Source organism: Lentzea sp. NPDC058436 (assembly GCF_042721515.1).
In the GTDB taxonomy this organism is placed as follows: domain Bacteria; phylum Actinomycetota; class Actinomycetes; order Mycobacteriales; family Pseudonocardiaceae; genus Lentzea.
Window position 1 is genome coordinate 81117 of sequence record NZ_JBHXLF010000022.1, and the last position, 18409, is coordinate 99525.

An 18409-nucleotide genomic window follows, 5' to 3' on the forward strand; every position below is an offset into this window, starting at 1 on the left:
GTTGTCGTCTGCCTTGACACGTCTGGTCGCAACCCAACACCCTGAGCCTCGCCGCAGCGATTGAAACGTTTCATCCAGCGACGAAGGTGGAGACGACGTGCGCAGACGTGAGTTCCTCAGGACATCGGCCGTCGGGCTGTCCGCGACGGCGCTCCCGGTCGGGGTGGCGCACGCCGAACCGCCCGAGAAGGCTGCAGGCATGCGGGTCGTGCGCACGACCGTCGAGTACGCGGAGACGTTGCTGGGCACCGACGTCACGGCACCCCGGCTCGCCTGGGTGCTGGAGGCGGGCGGCACCGGGGCGCGGCAGACCGCCTACCAGGTCGAGGTCGGCACCGTGCCGGGCCGTGCGGACGTGTGGCAGTCCGGCAAGGTCGGCTCGGACCGCACGACGGGAATCGCGTTCGGCGGCAAGGCGCTCCAACCCCGCACGCGCTACCACTGGCGCGTGCGGGTGTGGGACGGCGCCGGTCGGCCCTCGGCCTGGAGCGAGACGCGCTGGTGGGAGACGGCGTTGCTCGGCACGCCGTGGCAGGCGCGCTGGATCGGCGCCGCGGACACGTCGATCGACTTCACCGGCGCGCGGTGGATCTGGTCGGCCACGACGCCGGTCGAGAGCCGGTGGTTCCGCGCCTCGCTCGACCTGCCCGCGGACGCCGTGCGCGCCAGGCTCGTCGCGACCGCGGACGACGACTTCACGTTGTACGTCAACGGGTCCGAGGTCGCGCACGTGCCGGAACAGGTCGACATCTGGAAGGTCGGGCAACGCGCGGACGTGACCCGCCTGGCGGGCAGGCGGATCGTGCTGGCCGCCCGCGCCACGAACCGGTCGGCCGGTCCGGCGGGACTCCTGCTGCGCCTGCTCGTGGACCTGGCCGACGGACAGCGCGAGCTCGTCACCGGTCCCGGCTGGAAGGTGGCCGACACCGAGCAACCCGGTTGGCAGACGCCCGACTTCGACGACTCGGCGTGGACCCCGGCGACCGTGCTCGACCCGTACGGCCAGGGTCCGTGGGGCGCGAACGTGACGGTGAAGGAGCAGCCCGCGCCGTTGCTGCGCAGGGAGTTCGCGCTGCACAAGCCGGTGAAGCGCGCCCGGCTGTACGTCAGCGGCCTCGCGTACCACGAGACCGAGATCAACGGCCGCCGCGTCGGTGACCGCGTGCTCGATCCCGGCTTCACCGACTACGACAACACCGTCCTGTACGCGACGCAAGACGTCACGGGCCTGGTCCGCGCGGGCCGCAACGCGATCGGCGTGACGCTGGGCCGCGGCTTCTACGGCATGAAGACGCCGAACGTGTGGCGGTGGGAGCGCCCGCCGTGGCACGACGAGCCGAAGCTGCTGGCACAGCTGGAGATCGACCACCCGGACGGCACGCGCACGACCATCACGTCCGACGAGCAGTGGCGCCTCACCGACGGCCCGACGCTCTCCAACTCGCAGTACACCGGCGAGACCTACGACGCCCGCCTCGCCCCGCGTGACTGGACGAGGCCCGGTTTCGACGACGGCAAGTGGCAGCTCACGACCGTGCGGCCCGCTCCGAAGGGCACGCTCAAGGCGCAGGAGCACGAACCGATCCGCGTGATCGAGTCGGTCACGCCGACTGTGAGCGTGCACAAGCCCGGCGTGTTCGTCGCCGACATGGGCCGCACGATGTCCGGCTGGACGCAGCTCACGGCGAACGCTCCCGCGGGTACGGTCGTGCGGCTCAAGCACGGCGAGACGCTGAACTCCGATGGCAGCGTTCACATGGAGAACGGCCACGTCAGCGGCGGCCGCATCCAGCTCGACGAGTACGTCTGCGCCGGCGGCACGGAGACGTGGGAGCCGAAGTTCTCCTACAAGGGCTTCCGGTACGTCGAGGTCACGGGGCTCAGCTCCGCCCCGAAGCTGGTCGGCCGCCTGGTGCACTCGGACGTCCCGAAGGTCAGCACGTTCCGCTGCTCAGAGCCGTTGTTCGAGCAGTACGACGCCGCGATGCGCCGGACCGTCGCCAACAACCTGCACGGCATCCCCACCGACACCCCGACCTACGAGAAGAACGGCTGGACCGGAGACGCGCAGGTCGGCGCGCCGTCGATGCTCGCCGAGTTCGGCATGGCGAAGTTCTTCACCAAGTGGCTCGGCGACCTCGCGGACAGCCAGGACACCGCCGGCCAGCTTCCGGTGATCGTGCCGAGCGGCGGCTGGGGCTACCGCGAACTCGCGCCCGCTCCCGAGTGGACGACCGTGTACCCGTTCGTGCTGCGGGAGATGTACCGGATCTACGGCGACGACCGCCTGCCCGCGCAGCACTGGCCCGTGCTCACCCGTTACCTGGACTGGGAGATCGCCAGGCTGCGCGACGGCCTCGCGGTGACCGCGCTCGGCGACTTCCTGCCTCCGAACTCCGGCGGCATCCCGCCCGAGGACACCCGGCTCACCGCGACCGCGTACCTCTACCGCGCGTTGCTGCACACCGCCGAGCTCGGTGACGTGATCGGCACACCCGTTCCGCGCTACCGCGAGGTCGCCGCCGGTCTGCTGGCCAGGTTCAACGAGACGTTCCTCGACGGCTACTACCGCACCTCGCGCGATCCCGATTACCGGCAGACGTCGAACGCCGTGCCGCTGGCGTTCGGCATGGTGCCCGCGGGCTCGGTCCAGGCCGTCGCCGACCGGTTGGCCGCCGAGGTCCGCGCCAACGGCAACCACGTCAACGTCGGGTGTCTCGGCGCCAGCGTGCTGCTGCAGGCGTTGGGGGACAACGGTCACGCCGACGTGGCGCACGCCATGGCCACCGAGCGGTCGTACCCGAGCTGGGGCCACTGGTTCTCGAACGGCGCCGAGACCATGTGGGAGATGTGGGACACCGGCACCCGGTCGCGCAACCACTACTTCAAGGGCACGCTCGTGCAGTGGCTGTACGAGCACGTCGCGGGACTTCGTCCGGGCGACGCGGGCTACAGGACGTTCACGGTCAAGCCGCTCAGCTCGGTGTCCTGGGCCAGCTTCGAGTTCGAGAGCGTGCGCGGACGGATCAGCGTGGCGTGGGCGAAGGTCGACGGTGTGCTGAGGCTGACCGTCGAGGTGCCGGTGGGGTCGACCGCCGAGGTGCACGTGCCCGGTTCCGGTGCGGTGAAGGTGCCGCACGGCCGGTGGACGTTCAACGGGCGGAAAGCCGCGGAGCCAGCCACGACGCCACCTCGGTGAGCAGGCCGGCATCCACCGGCTGACGCAGCAGACGACCGTAGGACGTCAGCGCCGGGGCCTGGGAGTCGCGCCGCAGCAGGTGCGTCAGATCGGGCACCCGGCGGACGTCCGCGCCGGGCACGAGGGAGGCGATGACCTCCAGGTCGTCCGCGGAGACCTGGAGGTCCTTCTCGCCGGTGATCGCCAGGACCGGCGCGGTGATGCCGGGCAGGTCGGCGCGGGGGTCGTGGACCAGCTGCTCGCGCCACCAGCGGGCGTTGACCTTCATGCCGCCGACGCGGGCCACGTCCGTGGTCGTCGCCTCCACCGCGGCCAGCTGCCGTGCACCGATCCGGCCCAGCAACGGCGTGATCAGCCGGATCGGCCCGGGCAGCGTGCCCGCGACCCGTGAGGCCTGCCAGAGCACGGCTTCCTTGCCGGACCGGGCGTAGCCGGCGAGCAGGACGACAGCGGCCGGGTGTTCGTGGGCCCCGAGCCACATCGCGTGGACGGCGCCTTCGCTGTGTCCGATCACGCCGACGGCCTCAGACCTGATCTCCGGCCTGTCGCGCAACGCGTTGAAGATCGCCGCCGCGTCGGCGCGGTTGTCCAGGAACCCCGCCTCCCGCCAGTCGCCGGGGGAGGCGCCCACCCCGCGCCGGTCATACCGCAGGGAAGCGATCCCCGCCGCCGCAAGGGTTTGTGCGAGCGGAACGCCCAGGTCCATGCGCAGGCGTCCGGCGTTGGAGTCGCGGTCGACGCGCCCCGACCCCGGTAAGCACAGCGCCGCGGGGTGCGGACCCGGTCCCGGAGGCAGGGTGAGCGTGCCGTGCAGGGTGTGTCCGTTGACGTTGAACGAGATCTCGGTGCGCGGGTGGCGGTCGATCACGATCGCTCCTCACTGTTATCAGTTTTGAGAACAGTATCACTGATGAGAACGTGGGCGCCATGGCCGCCTCGGACCTCCTGCTGCACCCCGTCCGGCTGCGCATCGTGCAGGCGCTGCTCGACGGGCACCCCAGCACGACCAGCCGGCTGCGCGAACGCCTGCCGGAGATCGCGCCGGCGACGATGTACCGGCACGTCGCCGTCCTCGCCGACGCCGGGGTGCTGGAGGTGACGGAGGAGAAGCGGGTGCGGGGCATCGTGGAACGCACCTACCGCCTGCACTGGGACCGCGCGCGGCTAGACGAGGCCATGTCCCCCGAGGACCACCGGCGCGCGTTCACCGCGTTCACCGGCAGCCTCCTGGCGGACTTCGGCCAGTACCTCGCGCGCGAACCGGCCGATCCCGCGGCCGACGGCGTGACGTACCAGCAGGCCGCGCTGTGGCTGACCGCCGACGAGCACGCGGAACTGCTGGCCGAACTGCGGGCGGCGGTCACGGCGCGGACCGGTCGTTCACCGGGCGCCGGCCGCATGCGCCGGATGGTGAGCCTGGTGGCGATGCCCGCCGAGGAGTGACGCTGTCCCCCGTGAGAGCTACTCGCGGCTGTCCACTCCAGCGGGATTCCCCGAACGGCTCCGCTGCCTAGCGTTTGCGTTGTCCCGCAAACCACTCAGGAAGTCGGAGCCATGGAGCCCAGTGCTTTCCCCGAGGACAGCCGTTCGACCGCCGAGCCCGCACCGGGCCGGTTGCGCAGGTTCAGGTTCCCGGTGCTGTTCGTCTCGCTGTTCGCCGTGATGCTGGCGGTCGTCGGGATCGACACCCTCGTCGCCCCGCTCCCGCTGCTAGCGCTCCCGGTGGGGATCGGGCTCGCCGTCGCCGGAATCGCCTGCTACCGCTGGCTTTCCCGCAAGGTCGAGCAGCGGGACGACCTGCCCGAACTGGCGGCGCGCAACCGGTGGCCCGGACTGCTGCGCGGCGCGCTGCTCGGGTTCGCGTTGTTCTGCGCCCTGATGCTGCTGATCGTGGTGTTCGGCGGCCTCGACGGACTGTCGTGGGGTTCGTTCTTCGGCGCCCTGGGCCTCGCGGGGATGATGTTCAGCGTGGCGACCATGGAGGAGGTGCTGTTCCGCGGCGTGCTCTTCCGCATCCTGGAGGAGCGGGCGGGCACGGTGATCTCGCTGGTCGTGTCGTCGTTGCTGTTCGGCGCGACGCACCTGGTCAACGTCAACGCCACGTTGTGGGGAGCGCTGGCGATCGGTCTCACCGGCGGCGCGATGCTGGCCTCGGCGTACGTGCTGACGCGCTCGCTGTGGTTCCCGATCGGCCTGCACTTCGCGTGGAACTTCACCCACGCCGGACTCTTCGGCATCGCGGTGTCCGGGTCGGACGACGTGCCGAACGGGTTGCTGCGGACCACCCTGTCCGGCCCGTCCGTGCTCACCGGCGGCACGTTCGGCCCGGAGGCCAGCTTGTTCGCGTTGCTGGTCTGCGCTGCGGCCACCGCGGTGCTGCTGCGGCAGGCGTCGCGCACCGGCCGGATCCGCCCGCGGGTTCAGCGAGGCAGGTAACGCTTCAAGGGCTGCGACTTGCGCACCAGTTCCCTGAGGTCGGTGAGAGTGCCGTGGGCCGCGCCCACGGCACGCGCCTGCACCAGCACGTTGCCCAACGCCGTCGCCTCGGCGGGCCCGGCGACCACGGGCAGCCCGCACGCATCCGCGGTGAGCTGGCACAGCAACTCGTTCTGCGAACCACCACCCACGACGTGCACGACCTCGACCTCCTTGCCGGACAACCGCTGCGCGTCCACGACGGCGTCCCGGTGGGCGAGTGCCAGACTGTCCAAGATGGACCGCACGATCTCCGGTCTCGACATGCTCTTCCCGCACCAGCGCTCGATCCTGGCTGGCATGTCACCGGGCGGCAGGAACACCGGGTCGTTGGGGTCGAACACCGAACCGGTCGCCGTCGCGGCCTCGCGCAGCAACGGCTCCAGGTCGGCGTTCCACCTCCGCAGGCACTCCTGCAGCAGCCACAGGCCCATCACGTTGCGGAGGTAGCGGATCGTGCCGTCCACACCGCCCTCGTTGGTGAAGTTCGCCGCCCTGGACTCCTCGGTGAGCACGGGCTCGGACAGTTCGACGCCGACCAACGACCAGGTGCCGCACGAGATGTAGGCGAACCGGTCGTTCGAGGCGGGTACGGCGACGACAGCGGACGCGGTGTCGTGCGACCCGACCGCCGTGACCGGTACACCCTCGAAAACACCTGCCGGATCGCCGGGATGCCGCAGCGCGGGAAGCAGGCCTGGCAGGTCGCGGGTCAGCTCGGGCGACCACTGTCCTGTTCGGACGTCGATCAGGCCGGTCGTGGTGGCGTTGGTGTACTCGGCGCCGCGCTCGCCGGTGAGCCAGTAGGAGATCAGGTCCGGCACGAGCAGGAGCTGGGAGGCCTGGGGGAGCAGCGGTTCGGCCATCAGCTGGAACATCGTGTTGAACGGCTGGAACTGCAGCCCGTTGACCGCGTACAAACCGTCGGCCGGGGTGATGCCGTCGGTGCGGGAGTCGCGGTAGCAGAACGGGTCGGCCAGCAGCTCGCCCTCTGAGTCCAGCAGGCCGTAGTCGACCGCCCAGCTGTCGATGCCGATGCTGGAGACCTCACCGGCGAGCCGCAGTCCTTTCAGGACCTCGCGGTGCAGTCCTCGCACGTTCCAGTGCAGGGAACCGCCGTGGTGCACCGGCCCGTTGGCGAACCGGTGCACCTCCTCGATGTGAACGTTGCCATCGGTGACGGTCCCGCGCACCACTCGGCCGCTGGACGCGCCGAGGTCGACGGCCGCTACCGCTGTCATCGCAGGAACGCAGCCGCGACACCCGCGTCGACCGGCACGTGCAGGCCGGTCGTGAGCGACAGGTCGCCTGCCGTCAAGACGAACACCGCCGCCGCCACGTGCTCGGGCAGCACCTCGCGCTTGAGCAGGGTCCGCTGGGCGTAGAACGCGCCGAGTTCGTCCTCCGGGACGCCGTAGACCGCGGCGCGCTGGGCGCCCCAGCCGCCGGCGAAGATGCCGGAGCCGCGGACGACGCCGTCCGGGTTGATGCCGTTGACGCGGATGCCGTCGCCGCCCAGTTCGGCCGCCAGCAGCCGCACCTGGTGGGCCTGGTTCGCCTTCGCGGCGCCGTACGCGACGTTGTTCGGGCCGGCGAACACCGCGTTCTTGCTGGAGATGTAGACGATGTCGCCGCCCATGCCCTGTGCGCGCATGACCTTCGCCGCCTGCTGCGACACCAGGAACGAGCCCTTGGCCATCACGTCGTGCTGCAGGTCCCAGTCGGCCTCGGTCGTCTCCGCGAGAGGTTTGGAGATCGACAGGCCGGCGTTGTTGACCACCAGGTCGACGCCGCCGAACGCCAGTGAGGCCGCGCGGAACGCCTCGGCGATGCCCTCGGCGTCGGTGACGTCGACCGTCACCGGTACCGCCACGTCCGCAGAACCGATCCCGGAAGCGACCTCACGTGCGGCGTCGCCGTCCCGGTCGGCGACCACGACGCACGCGCCCTCGGCTGCCAGCCGCACGGCCACCGCCCTGCCGATGCCCGAACCACCACCGGTGACGAGCGCGACGCGGGTGGCCAGAGGCTTGGGCTTCGGCATGCGCTGGAGCTTGGCCTCTTCCAAAGCCCAGTACTCGATGCGGAACTTCTCGCGCTCCTCGATCGGCGCGTACCGAGAGACCGACTCGGCGCCCCGCATCACGTTGATCGCGTTCACGTAGAACTCGCCGGCCACCCGCGCGGTCTGCTTGTCGCGGCCGAAGCTGAACATGCCGACGCCCGGCACCAGCACGACCGCCGGGTCCGCGCCGCGCATCGGCGGACTGTCCGGCTCGGCGTGCCGCTCGTAGTAGGCCCGGTAGTCCTCCCGGTAACCGGAGTGCAGCTCCTTCAAGCGTTCCACGACATCGGTGAGAGGCGCGGTCGGCGGCAGGTCGACCACCAGCGGCCGGACCTTGGTCCGCAGGAAGTGGTCCGGGCACGACGTGCCGAGCGCGGCCAGTTCGGGATGCCGTTCGCGCGACAGGAAGTCCAGCACCACCTCGGACTCGGTGAAGTGGCCGACCTGCGGGCTGTCGGTGGAGGCCAGCCCGCGGATCACCGGTGCCAGCTCAGCGGCCCTCACCCGGCGATCGGTCTCAGGCAGCGGTTCGTGGACCACCGGACCGAACGGCTCCGCGCGGCCGTGCTCGTCGAGGTAGCGCTGCGCACCCGCGATGATCTCCAGCGAGTGGGCCTCGCACTCCTCGCTCGTCGCACCCCACGCCGTGATGCCGTGCCCGCCCAGGACCACACCGATCGCCTGCGGGTGGTCGAGCTTGATCGCCGCGATGTCGAGCCCCAGCTGGAAACCGGGCCGCCGCCACGGCACCCACGCCACGCGGTCGCCGAAGCACGCCTTGACCAGCGCCTCACCGTCGGCGGCGGTCGCGAACGCGATGCCGGCGTCCGGGTGCAGGTGGTCGACGTGCGCCGCGTCCACCAGCCCGTGCATGGCCGTGTCGATCGACGGCGCCGCGCCTCCCTTGCCGTGCAGGCAGAAGTCGAACGCGGCGACCATCTCGTCCTCGCGCTCGACCCCCGGATACACCTCGGTCAGCGCGCGCAACCGGTCGAGCCGCAGCACCGCGAGCCCGGACTCCTTCAACGTCCCCAGGTCACCGCCGGATCCCTTGACCCACATGAGATCGACGGGCTGTCCGGTCACCGGGTCGACCTGCGCACCTTTGGCCGAGGTGTTGCCGCCCGCGTAGTTGGTGTTGCGCGGATCGGCGCCGAGCCGGTTGCTCCTGCCCAGCAGCGCTTGGACCTGCTCCATCACGCACCCCACCCGGCGGCCTCGCCACCGACTCGTTCCGCGACGATCCGCTCGGCGTACCCGGACCGCCGGTACGCGGCCATCGGATCGGGATCCAGGCCCATCTCCTCGCGCAGTTCTCGCAGCAGTGGCCGCACATCGGTGTTGTAGGCGTCCATCAACGCGGCGTTCGCGCCGAGCACGTCACCGGCCTGCTGCGCCACGGCCAGTTCGGAGTGGTCGACCAGGAGCGCCTTCGCCGTGGCCTCCTGGACGTTGAGCACCGACCGGATGATCGCCGGGATCTTCGGCTCCAGGTTGTGGCACTGGTCGAGCATGAACGCGATGCCGGCCGCGGGCGTCAGCGCGTCCGCCAGCACGATCTCGTGCATGATCCGGAACAGCTGGAACGGGTCGGCCGCCCCGACCATCAGGTCGTCGTCGGCGTAGAAGCGCGAGTTGAAGTCGAACGCGCCGAGCTTCCCCGCCCGCAACAGGAACGACACGATGAACTCGATGTTCGTGCCGGGGGCGTGGTGCCCGGTGTCGATCACCACCTGGGCCTTGTCGCCCAGCTGCAGGCAGTGCGCGAACGCCGTGCCCCAGTCCGGCACGTCCGTCACGTAGAAGGCGGGCTCGAAGAGCTTGTACTCCACCAGCATCCGCTGATCGGGGCCGAGCCGGGCGTAGGTCTCCTGCAACGCCTCGGCCAGCCGGTCCTGACGGGCGCGGATGTTGTCCTGGCCGGGGTAGTTCAGCCCGTCCGCGAACCACAGCTTGAGATCACGGGACCCGGTGGCGTCCATGATGTCGACGCACTCCAGCAGGTGCGCCAAAGCCTTGCGCCGCACCGAGGCGTCCGGGTGGCAGACGCTGCCGAGCTTGTAGTCGTCGTCCTGGAACACGTTGGAGTTGATGGCCCCGAGCGCGACACCGCGATCACGCGCGTAGGAAGCCAGCTTGCCGTAGTCGTCGACCCTGTCCCACGGGATGTGCAACGCCACGGTCGGCGCGACGCCGGTCAGGCGGTGCACCACCGCGGCGTCGTCGATCTTCTCCTGCGGAGTGCGCGGAACTCCCTGCTGCGCGAAGACCTTGAACCGCGTACCGGAGTTGCCGTACGCCCACGAGGGAGTCTCGATCCGCTGGTCGCGCAACGCGTCTTTCACACTCATGGTTCTCCCCAAAAAAGCTCAGTCGAGGTGGAAGACCTCGTCGAGCGGCGTCATCCGTTCGTCGGCGTTGCCGTCACCGACGAAGAACTCCGCCATCTCGGTCTGCCAGCGCGCGTTCACCTCGGTGCGGGCCATCTCCGCGAGAGCCGCGTCGAAGTCGTCGCACTCCAGGTAACCGACGAGCAGGCCGTCCCCGGCGAGGAAGAGGCTGTAGTTGCGCCATCCCGCGTCGCTGAGGGCGGCCCGCATCTCCGGCCACACCTCGCGGTGCCGCGCCCGGTACTCGTCGAGACGACCGGGGCGGACCCGCAAGGTGAAGCAGACGCGCATGTCAGAAGTCGAACTGCTCGATGTTGTCCTTGGTGAACACGGTCGGCGGGCCGAGCACGACCTCACCCTTGGCGCCGATCGTGTAGTCGCCGAGGTCACCGGCCTTGTACTTCTCGCCCTCCGCACCCGTGATCTGCCCGGACGCGAGCGCGGCGGCGGTGTAGGTCGCGAGGTAGCCGAGCTTGCTCGGGTCCCACAGCGCGAACGACTTCACCGTGCCGTCCTGCACGAACTTGCGCATCTGGTTCGGCGTGCCGAGACCGGTGAGCTGGACCTTGCCCTTGTACTCCGACGAGCTGAGGTACCGGGCGGCCGCGGCGACACCGACGGTGGTCGGCGAGATGATGCCCTTGAGGTTCGGGTGCGCCTGCAGCAGACCCTGGGTCTTCTGGAACGATGTCTGGTCGTCGTCGTTGCCGTACGCGGTCTCGACGAGCTTGAGCCCCGAGTACTCGGGCTTCGCGAGCTCGGTCTTCATGACCTCGATCCACGCGTTCTGGTTGGTGGCGTTGGGGGTCGCGGACAGGATCGCGATCTCACCGGACCCGCCGACCGCCTCGCTGATCAGCTTCACCTGGCCCGCCGCGATCTCGTTCGACGTGGCCTGGTTGATGAACACGTCCCGCGCGTCCGGCGCGGCGTCGGAGTCGAACGTGACGACCTTCAAACCCTGCTGGCGTGCGCTCTTCAGCGCGGGCGCCACGGCGTTGGCGTCGTTCGCGGAGATCACCAGCGCGTCCTGCTTCTGCTGCGCCGCGGTGTTGATGTAGGTGACCTGTGAGGACGCGGCCGCGTCGGACGGACCGGTCGGCTTGACCTCGGCCTTGATCGCGGTGCCCGCCTGCTCGGCGCCCTTCTGCGCCACGGTGAAGTACGGGTTGTTGACCTGCTTGGGCAGGAACGTGATCTTCAGGCCCTCCTTGAGGGCGGCATTGGGATCACCCTTCGCGGCGTTGGTGGCGCCGCCGGTCTGGTCGCCGGCGCTGTCCTTCGTGGTGCCACCACCGCAGGCGGTGAGCGCGACGGCCCCGGACATCACCAGGGCAAGCACTAAACGTGTGTTCATGGCGCGGCCTTTCGTAGGCTTCCGACGCGACGGGTGACGGACGGGGCGAGAACGCTCACCAGCAGCAGGAGGCCGGTGACAATGGTGAGGACCTCGGTGGAGGTGTCCTGCAGGATCAGGAGGTTGCGCAGGCCGCCCAGCAGCAGCACGCCCGCGAGCACGCCGAACAACGTGCCCTTGCCCCCGAAGATGGACACACCGCCGAGCAGCACGGCGGCGACGACGGCCAGTTCGAGCCCGAGGCCGTTGTCCGCGCGGGCGCTGGAGAAGCGGAACGTGTAGACGATGCCGGCGATCGCGGCCACGGCCCCGGCGAGCACGAACAGGGACAGCTTGATCCGCTTGACCCGGATGCCGGAGAAGCGCGCACCCTCTTCGTTGGCACCGATCGCGTAGACGGACCGGCCGAACGAGCTGGCGTGCAGCGCGATGCCGAACAGGACGGCGAGCACCGCCGCGAGCACGATCGGGTACGGGATGTCGGTGCCGGGCAACGGGGTCGTGCCGAACGACGTGTAGCTCGCCGGGAAGTCGGCGACCGCCGTGTCACCCAGGACGACCAGCGCGAGCCCGCGGTAGAGGGCCAGCGTGCCGATGGTGACCGCGAGGCTGGGCAGCCCGAGCCGCGTGACCAGCAGCCCGTTGACCGCGCCGCAGATCGCGCCCACCACGATCACGGTCGGCAGGATCGTCTCCAGCGACCAGCCCGCGTTCCACAGCCAGCCGATCAACGCGCTGGACAGCCCGAGCACCGACGCCACGGACAGGTCGATCTCTCCCGCCACGATCACCAGCGTCAGCGGCAGCGCGATCAACGCGATCTCGCCGATGTCGAGCCCGAGGTAGAAGAGGTTGCCACCGGACAGGAACGAGCCGTCCGTGCCGACCTGACCGGTCAGCGCCACGACGATCAGCAGGAACACCAGCGCGGTCTCCCACCGCAGCAGGTTACGCATGGCTGGTCCCTTCCGAGGTGCGCAGGGCCTTCGCCAGCCGCAGCGCGAGGAGCCGGTCGACGGTGATCGCGCTGAGCAGCAACGCGCCCGCGATCGCCTGCTGCCAGAACGCGGGGATCTGCAGCACCACCAGGCAACTCGTGATCGTGCCCAGCAACAACGCGCCGAGCGCGGCCCCGGTCACCGTGCCCGATCCGCCGAAGATCGCGACACCACCAACCACGACCGCCGCGACGACCTGGAGTTCGAGCCCGGTGCCCGCGGCCGCGTCCACCGTGCCGTAGCGGGCCACCCACAGCGCCCCGGCCAGTCCCGCGACCAGTCCGGAAAGGACGAACGTGGTCAGTGTTCGCCGAGCCACCGGAATGCCTGCGAGGGTCGCGGCCTCCGGGTTCGAGCCGATCGCGTACAGCTCGCGGCCGGACCGGTAGGAGCGCAGGTAGACGGCGGCCACCACGATGACGACGAGGGTGATCAGCACGAGCACCGGCACGCCCAGGACGCGGGCGCTGCCGAGGTTCAGCAGGGCGTCGGGGAGGTTGGAGGCGTTGACCTGCTTGCCTTGGGCGAGTGCGAAGTCGACGCCGCGGAACACGTAGAGCGTGCCGAGTGTGACCACGAGGCTCGGCACGTTGCCCAGCGCCACCAGCAGCCCGTTGAGCAGCCCGCACGCGAGGCCGACCGCGACGCCGAACCCGATGCCCAGCACGATCGGGGTGCCGGGGTTGTCGGCGAAGTGCTGGGCGGTGAGGAACGCGGACAGGCCCAGGACCGAGCCGACGGACAGGTCGACGTTGCGGGTGATGACGACGAGGGTCTGGCCCACGGCGAGGAGGGCGACGATCGAGGCGTTGAGCAGGAGGTCGCGCAGGCTCTGGGGCTGGATGAAGCGCGGGTTGACGATCGCTGTGGGGATGACGACCAGGGCGAGTGCGACGACGATGCCCAGCTCGCGGACGCGGCCCACTCGGGTGGAGAGGCGGCGGGCCGCGGTGCGGCGCGAGGGTGCGACGGCGGTAGCGGTCACTTCGCCACCACCTGACCCGCGGCCGCCAGCGCCACCCGTTCCTCCGTCGCCTCGGCCCGCGACAACTCCTCCACCAGCCGCCCTTCGTGCATCACCAGCACCCGGTCGGCCATCCCCAGCACCTCCGGCAGCTCCGACGAGATCATCAACACCGCCACGCCCTGCCCGGCCAGCTCCGACAGCAGCCGGTGCACCTCCGCCTTGGTGCCGACGTCGATGCCGCGGGTCGGCTCGTCGACGATCAGCACGGAAGGCTTGCGCGCCAGCCACTTCGCGAGCACGACCTTCTGCTGGTTGCCGCCGGACAGCACGCCGACGGGGTCGCTCAGCCGCGCGAACTTCAGGCGCAGCTTCACCGCCCAGTCCTGCGCGAGGGCGCGTTCCGAACGTCGTCGCAGCAACCCGAACGTCGACAGCCGGCCGAGCGAGGCGAGCGCGGTGTTGCGTTCGATGGACGCGTCCATCACGAGACCCTGCTGGCGGCGGTCCTCCGGCACGAACCCGATGCCCGCGGCCATCGCGGCGGTGGGGGAGCCGTACTTCAGCCGGCGGCCACCCACGTGCACGGAACCGCCGTCGGGGCGGTCGATGCCGAACACCGCCCGCGCCACCTCGCTGCGTCCCGCGCCCACAAGGCCTGACAGGGCAACGATCTCGCCCGCGCGAACGTCGAACGACACGTCGGTGAACACGCCCTCGCGGGTCAGCCGCTGCACCGACAGCAACACCTCGCCGGCGGCGACCTCCTCCTTGGGGAAGAGCTGCGACAGTTCGCGGCCGACCATCCGGCGCACCAACGAGTCCGGCGTCTCGTCGTCCAGCGCACCGGACCAGACGAACTCGCCGTCGCGCAGCACGGTGGCGCGCTGGCACAGTTCGAAGACCTCGTTGAGCCGGTGCGACACGAACAGCACCGCCGCGTCCTGTGACCGCAACGCCTGCACCACGCCGAAAAGTCGTTGCACCTCGTGCGCGGACAGGGCGGCGGTCGGCTCGTCCATGACGATCACGCGGGCGTCGAACGACAGCGCCTTGGCGATCTCCACGAGCTGCTGGTCCGCAATGGACAGTCCGCGGGCCGGACGGGCCGGGTCGAGGCGGACTCCCAGGCGTGAGAACAACTCCGAGGTCCGCGCGTGCATCTCCGCGACGTCGATGCGGCGGCCGAACCCGAGCGGCTGGCGGCCCATGAACACGTTCTCGGCCACCGACAGGTCGCCGAACAGCGTCGGTTCCTGGTAGATGATCGCGATGCCCGCGGCCAGGGCGTCGGCGGGACCGGAGAACCGTTGCGCGGCCCCGTCGACCAGCACCGCGCCCGCGTCGGGGCGGTGGACGCCGGCGAGGGTCTTGATCAGCGTCGACTTGCCCGCGCCGTTCTCCCCGAGCAGGGCGTGGGCCTCGCCGGGCAGCAGTTCCAGCGACACCCCGGACAACGCGCGGACGGCGCCGAAGGACTTGCTCACCTGCTCCAGTGCCACCACGGGAGGTCGGTCCACGTCCGTGTCTCCTCGATGTTGAAACGTTTTAACACCTGAGTTACGAGCACTCTGAGTGCGCTGGGTCACCATGTCAAGGGTTGCGGGGTACGATTCGTTGTCACGTTTCAACAAAGGAGCCGCCCGTGAAGCCGTCAGTGGGCATCCGCGACGTCGCGCACCACGCCGGCGTGTCCAACGCGACCGTCTCGAACGTGCTGAACCGGCCCGACGTCGTCGCTCCCGCCACCAGGCAACGGGTGCTGGCCGCGATCGAGCAACTCGGCTTCGTGCGCAACGAATCCGCTCGTCAGCTGCGCGCGGGCCGCAGCAGGGTGCTCGCCTACGTCGTGCTGGACGCGGCGAACCCGTTCTTCACGGACGTGGCGCGCGGGGTCGAGGACGCGGCACGGGAGGCGGGCCTCGCCCTGTTCCTCTGCAACAGCGCCTCGGACGGCGGCCGCGAACGCGAGTACCTGGAACTGCTGCACGAGCAACGCGTCGAGGGCATCCTGATCACCCCTGTCGACACCGAGAGCGCGCAGCTCGCCGAACGGGGCACGCCCGTCGTGCTGGTCGACCGCGAGGCGACGGACGGCACGCGCTGCTCGGTCGCCGTGGACGACGTGCTCGGCGGCGAGCTCGCGGTCACGCACCTGATCGAGAACGGCCACACCCGCATCGCGATGGTCGGTGGCCCGCTGTCCATCCAGCAGGTGCGCGACCGCCGTGAGGGCGCGGTGCGAGCGCTGCGCAACGCCGGTCTGCCGGAGGACGCGCTGACGTTCCTGGAGACGAAGAGCCTCCAGGTCGCGGAAGGACGCAACGCGGGGGAGCGGCTCGTCGGCCTGCCCGCGTCCCGCCGGCCCACGGCGGCGTTCTGCGGCAACGACCTGGTCGCGCTCGGGCTGCTGCAGTCCATGACGCAGCAGGGCCTGCGCGTGCCGGACGACCTGGCGGTGGTGGGCTACGACGACATCGAGTTCGCCGCGGCCGCCGCCGTGCCGCTCACGTCGGTGCGCCAGCCCCGTGAGCAGCTCGGCCGCACCGCCGCCCAGCTGCTGCTGGAGGAGAACGAGCCGGACCACGAGCACCGGCACGTCAAGTTCCAGCCGGAGCTGGTGGTGCGCGCCTCGACCGCGGTCAAGCGAAAGGTGTGAACGCCGGCGTGTTCCGAAGTGAACACGCCGAACGATTGGATCACCCGTCGGGTGGGCACCCAGAGGGCGTCCCGAGCCCGAACGGAAAGGCCTTGCTCATGCCGCCGGACACAGTTCTCCTCGCCGACCGGTACCGGCTGGGCGAGGTGCTCGGCACCGGCGGTGTCGCAGAGGTGCGCAGGGCCAGGGACACGCTGCTGGCACGCGACGTCGCGATCAAGCTGTTCCGGCCGGGTGACGACCTCTCGGACGCGCGCCGCATCGACAAGGAGATCTGCGCGCTGGCGGGACTGTCGCATCCGGGCCTGGTCAAGGTCTACGACGCCGATCCCGGGGGCGAAACCCCGTACGTCGTTTTAGAGCTCATCGAGGGCAAGACCCTGCGTGACCGCATCGCGAAGGGACCGATGTCCGTCGAGGAGGTGCGACGGGTCGGGTCGGCACTCGCGGACGCGCTGGCCCACGTCCACTCCCGCGGGTTCATCCACCGCGACGTCAAGCCGTCCAACATCCTCTTCGACGACGACGGCCTCCCGCGCCTCGCTGACTTCGGCCTGGTGCGCTCCCTGGACGACGCCGGCGTCACCAGGACCGGCCAGGTCGTCGGCACGGCCGCCTACCTCGCGCCGGAGCAGGTGCGGGGCGAGGAGCTCACGGAGGCGGTGGACGTCTACGCGCTGGGACTCGTGCTGCTGGAGTGCCTGACCGGGCGCCGCGAGTACGAGGGCGCCGAGGTCGAGTCCGCCGTCGCGCGGCTGCACCGGCCGCCGGTGATCCCCGACGACCTGCCGTTCGACCTCGTGCGCCTGCTGTCCAGGATGACGTCGCTGAGCGTGGCCCGCCGCCCGTCCGCCCGCGAGAGCGCCGAGGCCCTGCGCACGCCGGCGGCGGCGGACCCGCCGACCGTCGTCGTGCCCAGGCCCCGATCTCGCGGACTGCTGGCGGCCGCGTCCGCCGTCGTGCTCATCTCGGTCATCGGCACCGGCATCAGCGCGTGGAACAGCGTCACCGCGACGGGTGCCGACCAGCCGGAGACCACCGCACCCGCCTCGACCGAGACCCCGGTGACCACCGCGGGACTCGTGCCGGCGCCCGTGGCGGTGCAGCCGCTGCCCCCGGCCGACGCGCCTCCCGCCGTGCAGGCGGTGGACCACCAGAAGGCCGCCGAGCCGGTGGACAACAAGGGCAAGGCGGCCGGACCTGGCGCGGCCGGACCTGGCGCACCGGACGACAAGGGCAAGCCCGGCAAGGGCGGGCACAAGGGCAAGGGCTGATCACTCGTCCCGGTCGCGCTTGCTCCCGCGCAGCGAACCGGGGTGCGCCTTGACCGCTGGGTCGTTGCGCGTCTTGACGAGACTCGCGACCGTCACGACCACCAGGATCGCGATGATCACGCCGAGGCTGACCGGCGTCGGGATCTCGGGCACGCTCTCGGAGATGTCCACGTGCGCCCAGTGCAGGATCAGCTTCACGCCGATGAACGCGAGGATGATCGCGAGACCGGCCGACAGGTACACCAGCCGGTCGAGCAGGCCCTTGACGAGGAAGAACAACGCGCGCAGGCCTAGCAGCGCGAACGCGTTGGCGGTGAAGACGATGTAGGGCTCCTCGGTCACGCCGAACACCGCGGGGATCGAGTCGAGCGCGAACAGCAGGTCGACGCCGCCGATCGCGACCAGCACGACGAACAGGGGAGTGGCGAGCCGCTTGCCGTCGATCTTCGTGAAGATCTTGCCGCCGACGTAGTCGTCCGTGACGGGCAGGAGCTTGCGCGCGGTCTTGACGACGACGTTGTTCTCGACGTCGGGGTCCTCGTCGCGGTGCCGGAACAGCTGCACGGCCGTGAAGATCAGCAGCAGGCCGAACAGCAGGAACATGAACGAGAACAACGACAGCAGCGTCGCGCCGACCGCGATGAAGATGCCGCGCATGATCAGCGCCAGCACGATGCCGAACGTCAGCACCTTGTGCTGGTGCTCCTCCGGCACCAGGAACGTCGTCATGATGATCACGAAGACGAAGAGGTTGTCGACCGAGAGGCTCTTCTCGACGATGTAGCCGGCGAAGTACTCCGCGCCGAACCCGCCTCCGTACGCGCTGGCGAACCACACGCCGAAGCCGATCGCGACGAGGATGTAGAAGACCGACCACAGGGTGGCCTCGCGGAAGCCGACGCGGTGCGGCCGCCACGCCGCCAGCACCAGGTCGACCGCCAGCAGCAGGACGATCACACCGATCGTCGTCGCCCACGTCAGTCCGCTGATCTCCAGCACCGCAAACACCCCGCCGCTCGCCCGAACAG

15 protein-coding genes are annotated in these 18409 nt (G+C 70.3%); 5 read left to right on the top strand and 10 right to left on the bottom strand.

Annotated features, from left to right (window positions below; genetic code table 11):
* The first annotated feature begins 97 nt into the window (after nt 1–97).
* The gene (locus tag ACFWN2_RS39705) at nt 98–3199 is read left to right on the top strand and encodes a family 78 glycoside hydrolase catalytic domain (RefSeq protein WP_382435727.1); all 3102 of its coding nucleotides are present in this window, start codon (nt 98–100) and stop codon (nt 3197–3199) included.
* On the opposite strand, the gene ACFWN2_RS39710 is transcribed toward ACFWN2_RS39705, so the two are convergent.
* Nucleotides 3153–4067, bottom strand: coding sequence for an alpha/beta hydrolase (locus ACFWN2_RS39710; protein ID WP_382435728.1), 915 nt, complete (start codon nt 4065–4067; stop codon nt 3153–3155). The two genes, ACFWN2_RS39705 and ACFWN2_RS39710, sit on opposite strands and share 47 nt — an antisense overlap.
* 59 nt (nt 4068–4126) lie before the next feature.
* Between ACFWN2_RS39710 and ACFWN2_RS39715 the strand changes: the two genes are divergently transcribed.
* Entirely contained in the window at nt 4127–4642 is a 516-nt protein-coding gene (locus ACFWN2_RS39715) for a helix-turn-helix domain-containing protein (protein ID WP_382435729.1), read from the top strand.
* A 111-nt stretch (nt 4643–4753) separates the two neighbouring features.
* On the top strand, nt 4754–5635 hold the full coding sequence (locus tag ACFWN2_RS39720; RefSeq protein ID WP_382435730.1) for a CPBP family intramembrane glutamic endopeptidase: 882 nt from the start codon (nt 4754–4756) through the stop codon (nt 5633–5635).
* On the opposite strand, the gene ACFWN2_RS39725 is transcribed toward ACFWN2_RS39720, so the two are convergent.
* Genes ACFWN2_RS39725 through ACFWN2_RS39760 form a run of 8 tightly spaced genes read right to left on the bottom strand, consistent with a single transcriptional unit; the run spans nt 5620 to nt 14968 of the window.
* Nucleotides 5620–6915, bottom strand: coding sequence for a rhamnulokinase family protein (locus ACFWN2_RS39725; RefSeq protein WP_382435731.1), 1296 nt, complete (start codon nt 6913–6915; stop codon nt 5620–5622). The genes ACFWN2_RS39720 and ACFWN2_RS39725 overlap by 16 nt on opposite strands.
* Nucleotides 6912–8936 carry a bifunctional aldolase/short-chain dehydrogenase gene (locus tag ACFWN2_RS39730; RefSeq protein WP_382435732.1) on the bottom strand — a complete coding sequence of 675 codons (2025 nt, stop codon included), beginning with the start codon at nt 8934–8936 and terminating at the stop codon, nt 6912–6914. Before ACFWN2_RS39730 ends, ACFWN2_RS39725 begins: the two co-directional genes overlap by 4 nt.
* The gene (gene rhaI / locus ACFWN2_RS39735; RefSeq protein WP_382435733.1) at nt 8936–10090 is read right to left on the bottom strand and encodes an L-rhamnose isomerase; all 1155 of its coding nucleotides are present in this window, start codon (nt 10088–10090) and stop codon (nt 8936–8938) included. The genes ACFWN2_RS39730 and rhaI overlap by 1 nt, the downstream gene beginning before the upstream one ends.
* A gap of 18 nt (nt 10091–10108) precedes the next feature.
* Nucleotides 10109–10420, bottom strand: coding sequence for an L-rhamnose mutarotase (locus ACFWN2_RS39740; RefSeq protein WP_382435734.1), 312 nt, complete (start codon nt 10418–10420; stop codon nt 10109–10111).
* A 1-nt stretch (nt 10421) separates the two neighbouring features.
* Entirely contained in the window at nt 10422–11486 is a 1065-nt protein-coding gene (rhaS, locus tag ACFWN2_RS39745) for a rhamnose ABC transporter substrate-binding protein (RefSeq protein WP_382435735.1), read from the bottom strand.
* Entirely contained in the window at nt 11483–12442 is a 960-nt protein-coding gene (locus ACFWN2_RS39750) for an ABC transporter permease (protein WP_382435736.1), read from the bottom strand. Before ACFWN2_RS39750 ends, rhaS begins: the two co-directional genes overlap by 4 nt.
* Nucleotides 12435–13469 (bottom strand): ABC transporter permease, encoded by a 1035-nt coding sequence (locus ACFWN2_RS39755; protein ID WP_382435737.1) that lies wholly within the window; start codon nt 13467–13469, stop codon nt 12435–12437. The genes ACFWN2_RS39750 and ACFWN2_RS39755 overlap by 8 nt, the downstream gene beginning before the upstream one ends.
* Entirely contained in the window at nt 13466–14968 is a 1503-nt protein-coding gene (locus ACFWN2_RS39760) for a sugar ABC transporter ATP-binding protein (RefSeq protein ID WP_382435738.1), read from the bottom strand. Before ACFWN2_RS39760 ends, ACFWN2_RS39755 begins: the two co-directional genes overlap by 4 nt.
* 125 nt (nt 14969–15093) lie before the next feature.
* Between ACFWN2_RS39760 and ACFWN2_RS39765 the strand changes: the two genes are divergently transcribed.
* Both ACFWN2_RS39765 and ACFWN2_RS39770 read left to right on the top strand, forming a co-directional pair.
* Nucleotides 15094–16107 carry a LacI family DNA-binding transcriptional regulator gene (locus ACFWN2_RS39765; protein ID WP_382435739.1) on the top strand — a complete coding sequence of 338 codons (1014 nt, stop codon included), beginning with the start codon at nt 15094–15096 and terminating at the stop codon, nt 16105–16107.
* 98 nt (nt 16108–16205) lie between these two features.
* Complete coding sequence (locus tag ACFWN2_RS39770; protein ID WP_382435740.1) at nt 16206–17381, top strand: serine/threonine-protein kinase; 1176 nt, start codon at nt 16206–16208, stop codon at nt 17379–17381.
* Here ACFWN2_RS39770 and ACFWN2_RS39775 read toward each other — a convergent pair whose 3' ends face one another.
* Entirely contained in the window at nt 17382–18380 is a 999-nt protein-coding gene (locus ACFWN2_RS39775; RefSeq protein WP_382435741.1) for a TerC/Alx family metal homeostasis membrane protein, read from the bottom strand.
* Between the last annotated feature and the right edge of the window lie 29 nt (nt 18381–18409).

Bases quoted from the DNA above. Each gene is read 5' to 3' on its own strand.
- ACFWN2_RS39715 (WP_382435729.1), top strand. From the start codon at position 4,127: ATGGCCGCCTCGGACCTCCTGCTGCACCCCGTCCGGCTGCGCATCGTG.
- ACFWN2_RS39720 (WP_382435730.1), top strand. From the start codon at position 4,754: ATGGAGCCCAGTGCTTTCCCCGAGGACAGCCGTTCGACCGCCGAGCCC.
- ACFWN2_RS39725 (WP_382435731.1), bottom strand. From the start codon at position 6,915: ATGACAGCGGTAGCGGCCGTCGACCTCGGCGCGTCCAGCGGCCGAGTG.
- ACFWN2_RS39730 (WP_382435732.1), bottom strand. From the start codon at position 8,936: ATGGAGCAGGTCCAAGCGCTGCTGGGCAGGAGCAACCGGCTCGGCGCC.
- rhaI (WP_382435733.1), bottom strand. From the start codon at position 10,090: ATGAGTGTGAAAGACGCGTTGCGCGACCAGCGGATCGAGACTCCCTCG.
- ACFWN2_RS39740 (WP_382435734.1), bottom strand. From the start codon at position 10,420: ATGCGCGTCTGCTTCACCTTGCGGGTCCGCCCCGGTCGTCTCGACGAG.
- rhaS (WP_382435735.1), bottom strand. From the start codon at position 11,486: ATGAACACACGTTTAGTGCTTGCCCTGGTGATGTCCGGGGCCGTCGCG.
- ACFWN2_RS39750 (WP_382435736.1), bottom strand. From the start codon at position 12,442: ATGCGTAACCTGCTGCGGTGGGAGACCGCGCTGGTGTTCCTGCTGATC.
- ACFWN2_RS39770 (WP_382435740.1), top strand. From the start codon at position 16,206: ATGCCGCCGGACACAGTTCTCCTCGCCGACCGGTACCGGCTGGGCGAG.